Origin of the sequence: Victivallis sp. Marseille-Q1083 (assembly GCF_903645315.1) — a bacterium.
Classification (GTDB): domain Bacteria; phylum Verrucomicrobiota; class Lentisphaeria; order Victivallales; family Victivallaceae; genus UMGS1518.
This window is the reverse complement of the sequence record NZ_CAHJXL010000001.1, coordinates 143,886-158,531: the sequence shown is the minus strand read 5'-3', so window position 1 is coordinate 158,531 and position 14,646 is coordinate 143,886. Positions and strand designations below refer to the sequence as shown.

The 14,646-nt window shown below is 57.9% G+C and carries 6 protein-coding genes; 4 read left to right on the top strand and 2 right to left on the bottom strand.

Annotated elements, in window-relative coordinates:
• Positions 1-5: 5 nt before the first annotated feature.
• Positions 6-821 (bottom strand): helix-turn-helix domain-containing protein, encoded by an 816-nt coding sequence (locus tag HWX74_RS00545; protein ID WP_176011668.1) that lies wholly within the window; start codon positions 819-821, stop codon positions 6-8.
• A gap of 203 nt (positions 822-1,024) precedes the next feature.
• On the opposite strand from HWX74_RS00545, the gene HWX74_RS00540 reads away from it, so the two are divergent.
• From HWX74_RS00540 to HWX74_RS00525, 4 genes are all read left to right on the top strand, one after another.
• Positions 1,025-1,945, top strand: a complete 921-nt coding sequence (locus tag HWX74_RS00540; protein WP_176011667.1) for a hypothetical protein — start codon at positions 1,025-1,027, stop codon at positions 1,943-1,945.
• 28 nt (positions 1,946-1,973) lie between these two features.
• Positions 1,974-3,935, top strand: coding sequence for a hypothetical protein (locus HWX74_RS00535; protein WP_176011666.1), 1,962 nt, complete (start codon positions 1,974-1,976; stop codon positions 3,933-3,935).
• Between the two features lie 413 nt (positions 3,936-4,348).
• Positions 4,349-9,076 carry a PAS domain-containing protein gene (locus HWX74_RS00530; RefSeq protein WP_176011665.1) on the top strand — a complete coding sequence of 1,576 codons (4,728 nt, stop codon included), beginning with the start codon at positions 4,349-4,351 and terminating at the stop codon, positions 9,074-9,076.
• 23 nt (positions 9,077-9,099) lie between these two features.
• Positions 9,100-13,356: a PAS domain-containing protein gene (locus HWX74_RS00525; protein ID WP_176011664.1), complete on the top strand. Its 4,257-nt coding sequence runs from the start codon at positions 9,100-9,102 to the stop codon at positions 13,354-13,356.
• Positions 13,357-13,454: 98 nt separating this feature from the next.
• Here the strand turns inward: HWX74_RS00525 and HWX74_RS00520 are convergent, their stop codons facing one another.
• The gene (locus tag HWX74_RS00520; RefSeq protein WP_176011663.1) at positions 13,455-14,600 is read right to left on the bottom strand and encodes a nucleotidyltransferase family protein; all 1,146 of its coding nucleotides are present in this window, start codon (positions 14,598-14,600) and stop codon (positions 13,455-13,457) included.
• Positions 14,601-14,646 lie beyond the last annotated feature (46 nt).

Here is a 14,646-nt window from a genome sequence, read left to right as displayed (position 1 = left end):
CCGGGCTATTGCCGGCGATAGATGGTCGGGGGAGAGCCGAATGCGCGGTTGAAGCACTGGGTGAAGTACAGCAGATTGCCGAACCCGCAGCATTGGGCAATTTCCTGTACGCCCATCCGGGTCGTCTGCAATAGGTTGGCGGCCAGGTGGAGTCGCTTGGCCAGCAGGAAGGCTGCCGGCGTAGTGTCCGGAAACTTCCGTTTCCATTTCCGGTAAAAGGTCCGGCGTCCGAGATTGAAGCGGTGACAGACTTCATCCACGCTGAGCGGCCGGGTAAAATTCGCCGAAAGATAGGAAACCAGTTCGTCGATCACCGGATCGGACTGTCCCTCCGTTTTCATCGCCACTCCGATCGAAGCTTCGCTGAGCAGCCGGATGAACAGATCGTCGAGTCGGTCGGCGGTGCCGGGAACGAACAGGTGGTTCAGGCTTTCCAGTATTTCCGCCAGGATTTTTTCGATATGCGGATTCATCGTGAAGTGTCCCGGTAGCGGATGATGTTCCAGCAGCCGGTCGTAACATGCCGGGGCAAGGGTGAAAAATAGTTCGTCATGCCGTACTGCCCGGATGGTATGCAATGTCGTGCCGTGACGGAGCAGGCTGAAGTACGGCGCCGGCAGATCGTCTTCCTGGCGGATTCCGTCGATTATCGTGACCGGCGCTCCCGGATTGCGGCTCAGCGTGAAACAGACATGGGGCACCGCCAGTTTCCGGTGCCGGTTCCAAAAGAGATGGTCGGGCATCCAGCCGAGCTCGTCGATCCGGACCGGTTTGTGCAACAGCCGGGGAATCGGCTTCAGATCGAATACTTTTTTCTCCATATGAAATGCTTCTCTTCTTTTGTCACGAAAACTGTAATAAGTGACATCATATTCGGTTGGTAATCGGAATTATTGACTTATAATATAAAATTATAAAAATAAAAAGTCAATCGAAAGGAATCGGATATGGCGATGGCAATGGTCAAGCGTTTCCGGCTGCGGTGCGAGTTGCGAACGGAATGCTGCGGCGGGAGGGGGGAAAGATGATCTTTGGAATGATTGCCCTGACGCTGGTCGGGTTGAGCTGGACGGTTGTCGGAATCGTCATGGGGCAGGCGCCCCGGCGGCAAATTGATCCCGGGTTAATCCTTTTTTGCGGCGCGGCAGTGGCGATTTTTGCCAGCCTTGCAATATTGACGTTTACGAAAACAGATGCCGTCGGCGGCATGGCTGAGATGCTGACCTGCCTGGCGTATCTGGCCGGGGGCGTGTTGAATTACTGGTTGCTGCACCTGATGTCGCGTGCGATGCAACTGGGGCCGAACGGGGTGGTGTGGACGATGGTTCAATCGGCGATGATTTTTCCGTTCCTGACCGGAATCGTCTTTTTCGGTGAGAAGCTGACGGTTTGCCGCGCTGCCGGGCTAGGGTTGATTCTGGTTGCTCTGGTGTTGTTCGGGCTGGCAAAGGACAATACGGTCAATCGGACGGGGCGTTGGCGTTTGTTGGCGTTTGCCGCCTTTCTGCTGGCGGGCATTCAACAGAATTGCACGACGTTGCCGTCGTATTTTCCGGCGGCGCGGACGGTTTCCAGCTTGGTACGGCTCGGCGCCGCCGGGACCGGAACGTTCGTCGCAGCACTGGCGGGATTGCTCTATGGCATGAATCGCGAGCGGTATCGGGAAATTCTCGGTATGATGCGGATGAAAGCATTGTGGATTTATGTGTTTTCGCTGCAGTTTTTTTCATTGGTGTTTGCCGCTACTCTGTTTTATCCCGGCATGGATGCGCTGGCGCGGGCGGGGGCCGGTGCGGTTTCCGTGCCGTTGCTGGTCGGTTCGTGCATCATCGGGTTTGCGCTTTACAGCATTTTGATTCTTCGTGAGAAAACCAGTGTGCTCCAAGTCGTTGCAGTGATCTGCTGTCTTGCCGGCATTGTTGGAATCTGTTGCAATTCAATCTAAAAAAAAGAGTTAGAGAAAGGCGATGAAAATGAGCGAAAGTAAAAAAAGATTCCGTTTTTTCAACGTGGCGCCGTTTGCTCCGGGACGCGAAGCGCAATTGGCTTGCGATATGATCGAATTTCGCGACCGCACCGGGATTGACGAGATTCTCTATAGCCTTACACTGCATCCGGAAGGATTGCCCGCCTGGCGCAAGGTGGAATACGCGGCGGCAAGTTATCGGAAACTCCGGCAGGCACTCGAAGGGTCCGGGATTCGGCTGGGGGTTTTGCTGCAGAGTATCCTGGGGCATTGGCCGCGGGTCGACCGGGAGGAGGAGTGCTGGACCAGGACGGTCAACATCGATGGAGATAAGGTGCGCTACTGTCCGCTGGATAGCCGGTTCCGCCAATACATTTTCGATCTGGTGGCGTTGCTGGCGCGGGAGAAGCCGGTATTTGTGCTGGGAGATGATGATATCCGGGCGTTTTCACCGCGGGCTGAATGTTTCTGCGAATTGCATACCGCGGAGTTCAACCGGCGCTCCGGCTGCGATTTCTCCTCCGAACAATACCGGAAGGCGGTGCAGATTTCGCAGCCGGGGGAAATGATCTTCGAACAATACGAACGGCTTCGGCAGGATACCGTCAACGGGGTGATGACATTGATTCGTGAAGCGCTCGATTCGGTAGATCCGTCGATTGCCGCCGGCAGTTGCATGCCGGGCAATGAGTTGCATTTCAACGGAGCTGCCGCCGCGGCGGTCGCGGCAAAGGGAAGCCGTCCGGTGATGCGCATCGCCAACGCCGGCTATATGGAATCTTCACCGAAGGAATTGCCGTACAACATCATCCATACGCAGTCGCTTCGCGAGTTCTGGCCGGACCATTTCCTGCTCGATGAATCGGACACTTGTCTGCATACTCTCTACAGCCGGGCGGCCCGCAGTATGCATGCCAAGCTTTGTTCGAGCATCCTCTCCGGTTTGGACGGGGCGAAATTGTGGTATGTGAATGCGCATCGGGGCAGAGTGCCGATTTCCCGGAATTACACCGATATTCTGGCGGAACACGCGGGCTTTTATCAGGCGCTCGCTGTGGCAACAAACGATTCGGAGCTCTGCGGAGCAGTCATTCCGTGCCATACGATATTCCGGCAATGGCATCCCGACAGTCCGAACGAGCGGCCGATTCCCGATCGGAACTGGGGGAATGTGATCTTCGGCTTTTTCGGTATTCCGTTCCGTTGTTCGCTGGATTGTTCCGCGGATGCCGTTTATACTCTGGCGGGCGAAGAATCGGTTGCCCGGCTGACCGATGCCGATTTGACGGCGATGTTTCGGCGGAAACTCCTGATCGATGGGCCGGCCGCCGTCGCATTGACCGGACGCGGCTTTGCCGGGCTGATGGGGGTGACGGCTGAAAAGGGCGATTTTACCTTCAATCTGGAAGTGCGCACGGACGACGGAAGCTTGATTCCGCTGGCGAACTCCCCGGAAATGCCGTTTTTGCGCCGGACGGATGAGGCCTCGGAGATATTCACCGAGTTGTGCTATTCGGCATTTGCCGGATCCCCGGATTGCACCGTGGTGTCGCCGGGAACCGTTCTTTCGGTGAATCCCCTGGGCGGCCGGGTATGCGTAACTTCATTTCACCTGGCGGAAAGTCTGTGGCTTCTTACCGAAGAACGCAAGCGATGGCTGCTCGATATCCTCGACTGGCTGGAAGGAGAAGAGGTTCTTACGCCGTGGGCGTTGACGGCGGAACAGCCCGCGACGCTTTTATGGCGCCGGAGGCGGGATGGTTCGGCGCTGCTGGGGATCTTCAACCTGAGTTTTGACGCCATGCCTGAAATCGGCGTTCGCTGCGGGACGGAGCCGGTCAGCGTCGAAAAACTTTCGCCTGCCGGAACGTGGGAAGCCCTGCCGTTCGAGTGGGCCGCGCCGCAGTTGCGGATCCCGCAGACGCTGGAGTGCTATGAATGTCTGATTTTGCGCGTCGACAGCCGCTGAAGTATCACCGCGTGCCCGGTTTTTGTCGACATTGTTTCCGGCCGATCATTCGGTTTCGGGCCGATTCGTTCCGTTTTTCCCTGCCTGGTGAAATGTGGAACGGAATCGGCGTTTTTTTTGGTGGTATTTCCCTTGACAAATTATTGTAAATGTGCTATTTATTAAAGGAAATTCTATTTTTGCCAACTAACTATGAAGGAATCGGTAAGACAATGTTGTTGGTGCGGCAGTATCAGAAACAGAATTGATTCCGGAAAATGAAACAGTTGGATGGCGGGAGCGGAAATAGAATTATTTTTTTGCTTTCCTCTTTCTCTTTTTGAGTGTTCGCATTGTCTTTCGTTTGGTTTGGTTGTTTTCTGAATGATTTTGAGACCAGAGGAATTGCAGAATTGAAGGCGTTGGAGAAGCGGATGGATCACGTGGCGGAGTTGGGCGTAATGTGGCGGCGGAAAAAAGTGATGAGCGGGTGGAAATATGGCTGGCTGGTGATCGGACTATTTTGTCTGGCGCTGGCTGCCGGGGCGGCGGAAGAAACTTCGGCCGGTCGGGTGAAACGCGTTCTGCTGGTCGATTCCCACTCCGCCGCCGATGTCTGGACGGAAGATTTGCGCAGCGGCATACAGGCTTTCCTGCGAGAAAAAGACTTGATGGTCAATTATGAAAGCTATGAATTCGGCGTGCGCTACCAGCCCGGCATCAGCGTTGCCGCGTCCGACATTGCCGCCCTGCAGACCAAACTGGATTCCACCTGTTATGATCTGATCATCGCCAGCAACAACGCCGCCGCCGATCTGTTTCTGGAGGGGCGGTTGAAGCCGGATGGCCGAACGCCGCTGCTGATCAGCGCTTATCACGGCAATCTGACGGAGCGGATTCCGGCCGGACTGCCGGTTACCGGCATCGAAACGCCGATGAATTTGTACGACAACATTCGGCTGGGATTGCGTTTGAAGCCGGAAGCGCGGCAATTGGTGTTGATCACCGAGGCTTCCGCCGATGGGCGGAGGCAGGAGAAGTTGCTTGCCGCCAACATTCCGGAAGATATTCCAATCGGATTCACCTGCCTGCGGGGGACAGAATATACCACCGAAGACATGCTCCAAGCGGTAAGCAAATTGCCGGCGGATGCGCTGATCTTTTTTCATTCCTGGAGTTCCAGCCGGGAGCCGGAGCCGGAAAACAGTTATACCGTTCTGCCGCGGATCAGGCAAGCGAGCCGGGCGGCGATTTTCGGCAAATACGACTGCTATCTGGAGCTGGGCGCGCTCGGCGGTCTCGTGGCGGTTGGCCGGGAACAGGGGGCGCAGGCGGGACGGTTGGCCTTCCGGATCCTGACGGGTGAAAATGCCGGTGACCTTCCGGTGCAGGCGGGGCCGGTTCGGATGGAGTTGGATTATCCAGCCCTGCTTCGGGAAGGAATCGCCTTGGATCGGGTGCCGCCGGAAGCGGAACTGCTTCATATGCCGCCGAATTTTTTGACCCGTTACCAGCATGAATTGGCTTTCGGGGCGTTGGCGGTGATCGCTTTGCTGCTGATCTGGGTGGCCAATTTGCTTTACCGGCGCCGCACGGAGCAGAAACTGCGGGCGATGTTTGCCAATCTGCCGTTGCGCCTGGTTGTCGTGAACCGGCAACAGGAGGTGCTTTACGCCCATGGAGCGGAGCTGATGGACGGCGTGTGGGGAAAAACATTCCGGCGGGTCGACCAGTTGCCCGAGGCGTTGAAAGACGCTTTTGCCGCCGCCGTCGACCGGACGTTCGATTCCGGCCGGAAGCAGGAAATGGATTATGAAGCGGAAGGACGGCGCCGCCACGTCGAATTTGTGCTGCTGCCGGCGGTCAATCCGTTTCGTACCCGGGCGGTCATGTGGATATCCGGAGATGTGACTGAATTGCATAAGTTGCATCGGACTGCGGCGCAGCTGGCCGAGCGTTTTCGTTTGACGCTGGAGTCGATCGGCGACGGCGTTATCGCCACCGACTGTGAGGAGCGGATCACGCTGATCAATCCGGTGGCGGCCCGGCTGACCGGCGTTGCGCCGGATGAGGCCCGGGGGAAAAAACTGGATGAAGTTTTTCAGATCGTCAGTTACCTGGACGGTTCGAGCGTTGAGTCGCCGTTGAAGAGAGCGTTGGCGACCGGTTCGGTCGTCGAGCTTGCCAACCATACCGATTTGATCTCCCGGGACGGCAGTTGCCGGCATATCGCGGACAGCGCGGCGCCGATCCGGGAAGCGGATGGTTCGATCGGCGGCGGCGTCCTGGTATTTCGCGATGTGACCGACGAATATGAAAAACGGGATCGGCTGCGGATGAACAGCGTGATTTTGAACAATGCGTCGAAGTTGGCACAGTTCATCTATTTTCGTTATGACGGCAGCGCCTCGGATATCGGAGTCGGTTTTGAGCGGAACTGTTATTGGGGAGAAAAAGACGGCAGACCGTTGCCGGCGGAAGAGTGGATCGCGCCGGAAGATCTGGAGGCTTTTCAGACCGGCTGGCGGCGGTTGCGCGCCGGCGAAATTTCCACGTTGAATTTGGTCTATGCGGCGGGGCGCGGCGAGCGGCGGGGATATTTTGAAATGCGGGTGGAGGCGTCGAAAAATGAGAACAGCGGCCGGCTGGAATTCTTTGGAATCATCCAGGACGTTACCCGGGCCCGGGAAAATGAATTCCGTTACCGCGACAATCTGCAGTTGCTGGAAACGATAATCAACCATTTGCCGGGGTATCTGTTCGTCAAGGATGTCGAGGACGATTGCCGTTACATCATGGGAAACCGGAAGCTGGAGGAAGTGACCGGCCTGCCGCGGGAGCGGATCATCGGTCATTTCGACCGGGATATCTTTCCGGCCGACGAGGAGGCGAGACAGCGGCTGGCGGCGGATGACCGGCAGGTGATTGCCTCCGGCCGGAGACTGGATATTCAGGAAGTTTTCACCAATGCCCGCCGGCAGCGGTTCATCGTCCGGACCATCAAGGATATGATCCGCCGTTCGGACGGCAGCCGGCTTCTGATCGGCATGGGAATCGATATTTCACACCAATACCGGTTGGAGCAGGAGCAGCGGCGGACGATTGAAACGTTGAACAATTACATCGACAGCGAGCGCATCGTCAATGAGTCGCTGACCCGGATTACGCTGGAAGATGATTTCGACCGGGCGATCGATGATATGTTGCGGATTATCGGCGAAAATGCCGGCGCCGACCGTTCCTATATTTTCCGGTATCGCGATGGGGATCTGGACCGTTCGGATAATATTTACGAATGGGTGCGGGAGGGGATCGAACCGGAGATCGCCAATCTGCAGAATGTGGACATGACGCAGTTGCCGAACTGGAAACGGCTGCTGCTGGCGCGGCGTGAAATTGTCATCCCGGATATTGCGCATCCGCCGGTTGGCCTGGAGCCGGAAGCGGAATTCCTGTCCCGCCAGAGCATCCGTTCGCTGTTGGTCGGCGGGATCTGGATCGACGGGCGGCTTTACGGTTATGTCGGATTGGATTTCGTCAGAAAGCAGCGGGTTTTTACCGATTGTGATATCCATACGGTCCACAGTATCGTAAACCTTTTCTGGCTGGCGCGCGAACGGCAGCAGCGATTGAATCAGATTGCCGACAGCGTCGCTTTGCAGCGGCAGATTGTCGAAAATATTGCGGTGCCGATTGTGATTCTCAGTCTGAATTTCGAGATTATCACCGCCAATCCCAGCATGGCGAAGCTGGTCGGCCAATCGGCGCGGAAGCTGGTCGGGCATAAATGCTATGAGCTGGTCTGCCGCAATCCGGAACCGCCGGAGTGGTGCCCGATGCGGCAGACGCTGCTGGATCGGGCGTCGCATTCGACCGAGACCGAAATTTCCGGCCGCCGGTGTATTGTCACCGCTCAGCCGCTGCTGGACCGGCAGGGGCGGCTGAGGTATGTATTGAAATCGGAAGTGGATATCACCGAGCTGACCCGGCAGAAGGAAGCGCTTCAACTGGCGATGGAAAAAGCGCAGGCGGCCGACCGGGCCAAGAGTTTTTTCCTGGCGACGGTCAGTCACGAACTGCGGACGCCGCTGAATGCCGTGATCGGTTTCAGCGAGCTGTTGCAGCAGGGCGATGTGGCGCCGGCGGAGCAGCGGGAATATCTGCGTTCGATCAATTTCGCCGGCAATGCATTGTTGAATTTGATCAACGATGTGCTGGATTTGTCGCGCCTGGAGGCGGATCAGTTGAATATGGCCGTTGCCCGGACGGATGTGATGCTTTTGACCGAAGAAATTGCGGCGGTATTCAAATTGAAGGCCCAGGAAAAACAGCTCGCGCTGCGGGTGGAGTGCACCGTCCGTCCGCTGTTGTACCTGGATCAGTTGCGCTTGCGCCAGGTGCTGCTGAACCTGATCGGCAACGCGATCAAATTTACGCCGTCCGGCCAGGTGGACGTCCGGGTGGATTTCGTGCCGGAATCCGGCCGGGACTGGGGGACGCTGACGGTTCAGGTGGCGGATACCGGCATCGGCATTACGCCGCAGAACATCCGGAAAATTTTCGAACCGTTTATCCAGGAGGGGGCGACGCGGGGCAACCGGGTCTATGAAGGTTCCGGGCTGGGGCTGGCGATTTCTCGGCGGCTGGTTCAGAAGATGGGCGGACGGATCGAAGTGAAAAGCACGCCGGAAGTCGGGAGTGTGTTCACGGTTCGAATCCCGGAGGTGAAGTATGATTCGACCGGGCCGCTGCGTTTGCCGGCGGCTTCCGCGGAACCCGGAAAATTCCGGGTGTCCGGACCATGCGACGTGCTGCTGGTCGACGACGTGCCGATGAATTTGAAGGTGCTGGAAGCCATGTTGAAAAAACTGGGCATCCGGAGTCGGTTGGCCGGTTCCGGGGAAGAGGCCTTGCGATTGCTGCAGCGGCAGCCGGACTGCGATCTGGTGTTGACTGACCTCTGGATGCCGGGGATGAACGGCAGTGAACTGGCGCGGCGGCTGGCGCGCCAGCCGTCGACCTCCGGTTTGCCGGTGGTGGCGGTGACGGCCGATGCCCAGGGCGGGCTTGAGGATTCGGACGTGTTTCGTGCCGTATTGCTGAAACCGATTACGGTGGAAAGTTTGCAGAAGATGTTGAACGATATTTTGCAGCGGAAATGATGTGATGCAGGTAGGATGGAATCATGATTGCCGGTAAAACAGGTTGGCGTATTTTCCTGATCGTTTTCTTGGTGAGTTGCTGGAGCGCAGCGATGGCCGCTCCGGCCGGGACGGTACAAGGCGAGGGCGTCGTGATGTGGCTGGGCTGGCTGGTCGGGCTGGCCGGCCTTGCCGGCGTCGTGCTGGTTGCCTGTCGAGCCGGGAAAAAACGGCGGGAGGCGATTCGGCGACACCTGCAATTGCAGCAGGCATTGGGGCGCGCGGTTGGAATTTTTTACTTTCACTGTGATCGGCGGGGAAATTTAGCCGGGCCTTGGGAATATCCCGATTTCTGGCCGTTCCGGCATGGGGTGCCGCAGCCGATCGCCTCCTGGGCCGTTCCGGAGGACCGGGACAGCGTCCGCGCTCTCTGGGAGCGGCTGGCTAGCGGCGCAACCGAGCCGGCCTCGCTGGTTTTTCAGGCGGAGCTGGCCGGCCGGCGCCGCAGTTTCAAATTGCAGATTCAACCGGCCGCCGCTTCTGGAGAGTGGGATGGCTTCTGGGGCTGCCTGCTGGAAATTACCGAGCAGAATGCGGCCGTGGCGGCGGAACGGGAGGCCCGTTTGATGCTGCAGGACATTCTGGAACAGTTGCCGGGCTATGTGTTCGTCAAAGAGGCGGAAGGCGACTTCCGCTACCGCCTGGTGAACGGGAATTATCATTCGGCTTTCGATCCGGCTGATTCCTCCTGCCTCGGTCTGACCGATGATGACCTGTTCGGCGGGGCGGCGGCGGAATTTCATCGGCAGGACCTGGCCATGATTGGTTCCGGGCTTGATTACGACGGCATTGAGACGCTTCCGGCCAGCAACGGCAGGGAAATGCACATCAAAGTCCTGAAAAAGCTGTTGGTCCGGCCTGATGGGCGCCGGATGATTCTCGGTATCGGGATCGATGTGACTCATGAACGCCTTCTGGAACGGGAATTGGCCGAAAAAGTCTGTCAGTTGGATGCCCATATCCGGGACGAACGGAGCGTCAACCGTTGCCTGGAAATGATTGCCGGTTCGGATGATATCGATGCCTCCATCGCGTTTTTCCTTCGGGAGCTCGGTGAAAAATCGGCGGCGGACCGTTGCAGTATTTTTCTGCTGAACGAGGCGGCCGATACGTTCCGCAACACCCACGAATGGATTCGCGAGGGTTTGCCGTCGTTGAAGTCGCAGTTGCAGGATCTGCGCAAAGAGGAGTACGGCAATTTGCGGGCGCTGCTGGAAACGCAATCGGAAATTTTGATCGAAGATACCGCGAAGCCGCCGGCCGGCGTGGAAAAGTTGGCGGAGCGGGCCCGCTCGTTCGGCATCCGTTCGCTGTTGATCGGCGGAATGTCCTGGCAGGCGCGGCTGGTCGGATTTGCCGTGCTGGATTTTATCCGCGGCGATCATCAGTTCGCCGAGGCCGATTTCACCCGGGTGCGCAATGCCTGCAATTTGTATTTGCTGGCCTGGGAGCGGGAACGCCGTTTGAAGGAGATTGCCGACCGGGCTTCGCTTCACCGGCAGATTTTCGACAACGTGGCGATGCCGGTGATGTTGTTCGATCTCGATCACAACATCATCGCGGTCAATCCGAGCACCTGTGAATCGACCGGCTTGACGGAGGATGAGCTGATCGGCCGCAAATGCTACCGGATGCTCTGCGGTTTTGAAGAGCCGCCGCAGTGGTGCCCGATGCGGCGTACCGTGGCGGAAAATACGGCGGTCCAGATAGAATTCGAAGGACACGGCCATCAGTATACGGTGGTCACCCAGCCGGTGGTCGACCGGGATGGCAACTTGATTTTCGTGCTGGAAATCGCCCATGATATTTCGATTCAGAAAGAACAGGCCCGCCAGTTGGCGACGCAGAATTTGCTGTTGAGCCGGGTGGCCGATCTGGCCAGGATTACTTATTTCGTCGGGGCGCCGGCCGCTGAAATCAAGATCATCGGCGGCAACCGGGAGATCGGGCTGGCCGGTGATCCCGGCCAGTGGCGGCCGTTGGACGGCTGGCTGACGACCGGAGACCGCCGGGCCTTTGGCGAACTGTGGCGGAAACTGATTGCCGGAGAACAGGATGTGCTGGAGATGATCTGCCGTTCCGAGGCGACCGGCGAGCGGCGCAGCTACCGGCTGGTGATCATGCGCGAACGGTACGACGCCGGCATCTGCATCGGTATGCTGCAGGATGTTTCCGACAATGTGGCTTTGGAGGAGGAGCGGCAGAATCTGATCCGTTCTCTGAACAATTACGTCGTCAACGAACGGATTATCAACGCCTGTCTTTCCCAGATCGTCCTGGAAGAGGATTTCGACCGCAATGTCGATGAAATTCTGCGGATCATTGCGACGCAGCTTGACAGCGACCGGGCCTATTTCGGCGTTTTTGAGGAGTTGGGCCGGACGTACCGTTTCAATCACGAGTGGCTCAACGAAGGCGTTTCTTCTTTGCGGACGATTCGGGACAGTCGTTTTTATCAGCAGTTTCTGAAGTGGTACGACCGTTTTTTGAATGACGAATTGCTGACGATTCCGGATATCCGGAATTCGGAATACGCGGAGGTATTGCGGGAACCCGGCTGCAAGACGTTGATGTGCGTGCCGGTCTGGGTAGGAAAAAAGTTGTACGGCATTTTGGGTGTCGGGTTCATCCGGGCGCGGCGTGATATTTCCGATTTGGACTTGAGCATCATGCGTTCCGCCGCCAGAATCACCGCTTTGGCCAAAGAGCATCAGTTGCAGCGCGAAGCCCTGGAGGCGCTCGACCGTCAAAATCGGATCATCCTGAATACGATGCCGGTGCCGGTCTGTCTGTTCGACAACCAGGGACGGTTGATCCGCAGCAATCCGGCGGCGGCGGCATTGTCGCAGCAGACGCCGGAAGAAATGCTGTCCAGGCCGTGTTATGAGAGTCTGTGTGGCGTTCCGGCGCGGCCGGAATATTGTCCGGTCCGGAACGTGCTGGAATCCGGTGAGCCGCAGACCCATGAGATCGATACCTACGGGCATGAATGCCTGGTTACCGCGACGCCGATCCGCGACCGCAACGGGAAGATCACCCATGTTCTGGAAAGCGCCATCGATATGACGGAAATCAACGAGGGCAAGCGGCAATTGGAAATCGCCATGCGGGCGGCGCAGGCGGCGGATCGGGCGAAAAGCTTTTTCCTGGCGACGATGAGCCATGAATTGCGGACGCCGTTGAATGCGGTGATCGGTTTCAGCGAGTTGCTGAAAAGCTCCAATTGGGAAGAGGGCGAACGCGAAGAGGCGCTGGAAGCGATTCACGAAGCCGGCAACGCGCTGCTGGAGTTGATCAACGATATCCTGGATCTCTCGAAGCTGGAAGCGGAGAAGATGGATATCGTGCCGGAATTTCTGAACATGAAGGAATTTCTCGACGGCATCGGCAAAATTTTCACCTTGTCGGCGAAAAGCAAGAATCTGCAGTTCCGCTTGACCATTCAACCGGATATGCCGCAACTGCTGAAATTCGACCGTAAACGTTTGCGGCAGGTGCTGGTGAATATTCTCGGCAATGCGTTCAAATTCACCCAGGCCGGCGGTGTGGAGTTTGTCGCCGAATTTCAAGTTGCCGGCGAGGGCAGGGGAGATTTGAAGTTGACGATCCGCGACACCGGTCCGGGGATGGCGCCGGAAGCGGTTCGGGAGCTTTTCATTCCGTTCAAGCAGCATCATGTCCGGGATATCGAGGGCACCGGCCTGGGCCTGGTCATTTCCCAGCGGCTGGCCGAAAAAATGGGCGGCGAAATCGAAGTGGCAAGCGAACCGGGCAAAGGTTCGGCCTTTACGATTTGCCTGAAAGCAATGGAGTTCCAGCAAATATCATCCGACCGGGCCGGGACGCTTTCGACGGAACAGGCGGCGTTGCATGGTTCCGGGCGGGCGTTGTTGGTCGACGATGTGGCGATGAATCTCCGGATTCTCGGGGCGATGTTGAAACGCCTGGGAGTCGATTGCATTTTTGCCGAATCCGGGGCGGAGGCGTTGCGGATTCTGGAAACCGAACGGCCCGGCATCATTTTGACCGACCTGTGGATGCCCGGCATGAGCGGCAGCGAACTGGTGCGGCGACTGGCGGCCGATGCCGAATGGAAACAAATTCCGGTGGTGGCGGTGACGGCCGACGTGCAGATTTCCGCGGAGGAGCGGAAGCTATTCACCGATTTGCTGTTGAAGCCGATCACCCTGGTCTCCCTGCGGGAGATGCTGGAACGCGCCTGGAAGCCGGTCCAGCCGTAGTATCATCCGATAGATCGCCGATTCAACGGCCGCAGGCCGTTTGGCTTCCCGCGACCGTTCCGCCGGCCTGCCGCCGGTCCATCCGGGGCGTTTGACGGTCAATGCCGGGACAGATAGTCGGCGATCCGTTTTTGCCGTTTGAGGTATTGGCGCAGGACGGGATCTTTGCTGCCGGAGAGAAAACGCCAGAAATATTTCAGCTTGATGCCGCAGTCTTTCAGGTAACAGCGGAAAACCTGTCCGCGGTGCCCCGGCGGAATGTGATGCCGGAAACGGGTGCAGAGCGGGCGCAGCCCGGCAATCCGCTTCCGCCACCACGCCGGCGAGAAACGGTCCGGCTGGCTCATCAGCAGTTCATGCGGACGGGAGGCAAAGGCGACGCCGTGCAACACCAGTTGCCGGAAATCGGCGGCCAGCTCCGGAGCGATGGCGCCGGCCGGCGGCCGGTATTCCGCCGGATAAAAATCGGGGAATGCCGCGAAAAGCAGCTCCGGCGTGAAAACCCGGAACTGTGCCGCCAGTTGTGTGAGTTTTGGCCAGTCGACCGGCTGCCGGGAGAGCAGAAAGCCGGTGTCCAGCAGCAGCCGTCGGCCGTTCTGCCAATGATGGCCTCCGGCATGATTGAACAGCAATAGCAGATTCAATTCCGGCGGCAGCCGGTGTTCCGTGCTGTCGACCGGGAGCAGCAGGGCCCATACCTGCAGCATGTCGGCGGCGATGAAACGCGGCAGCCGAAAATGAATTTCCAGCGCGATGCCGTCTTTGAGGATGACCGAATAATGGTGCTGGTGGGCGTAATCGTATTCCGCCTGCCAGCCGGCTTCCGCCAGGACGGCGCGCGCGGCCTGGCAATCCTCCGGATGAATCAATAAGTCGATGTCGCCCATCGGCCGCAAGGCCGGAGCCGGATAGAGGCGGTAGGCCCGGTCGACGCCTTTCAACGGGCAGAAACGGATCCGGGGCTGCTGAAACAGAGGTTTAAGCTGTTTCAAGGCGTGTTCCTGCTTCAACGCCTGAAACGCCTGAAATTGATAAGCGGTCTGGAACGGAGTCCGCAAGGCTTCCGGCAGCGAGGAATTGGCATAGTAATAAAAAAATCGTTCCAGCCCGTACGCGGCGATCGACGGCGACAGCAACTGCCACTGCTCGGGCGTGAGCGGCGTATTGTCGTGTTGAAAAATGTAACGCTGCAACTGCTGCAGCAGTTGCGTCGGTGAAGCGGGCGACGGATTATGTACTTTCATCGGGAGTGCTTTCCTCTGAACGCTTCAGCCGTTCCGCTTCAAAACG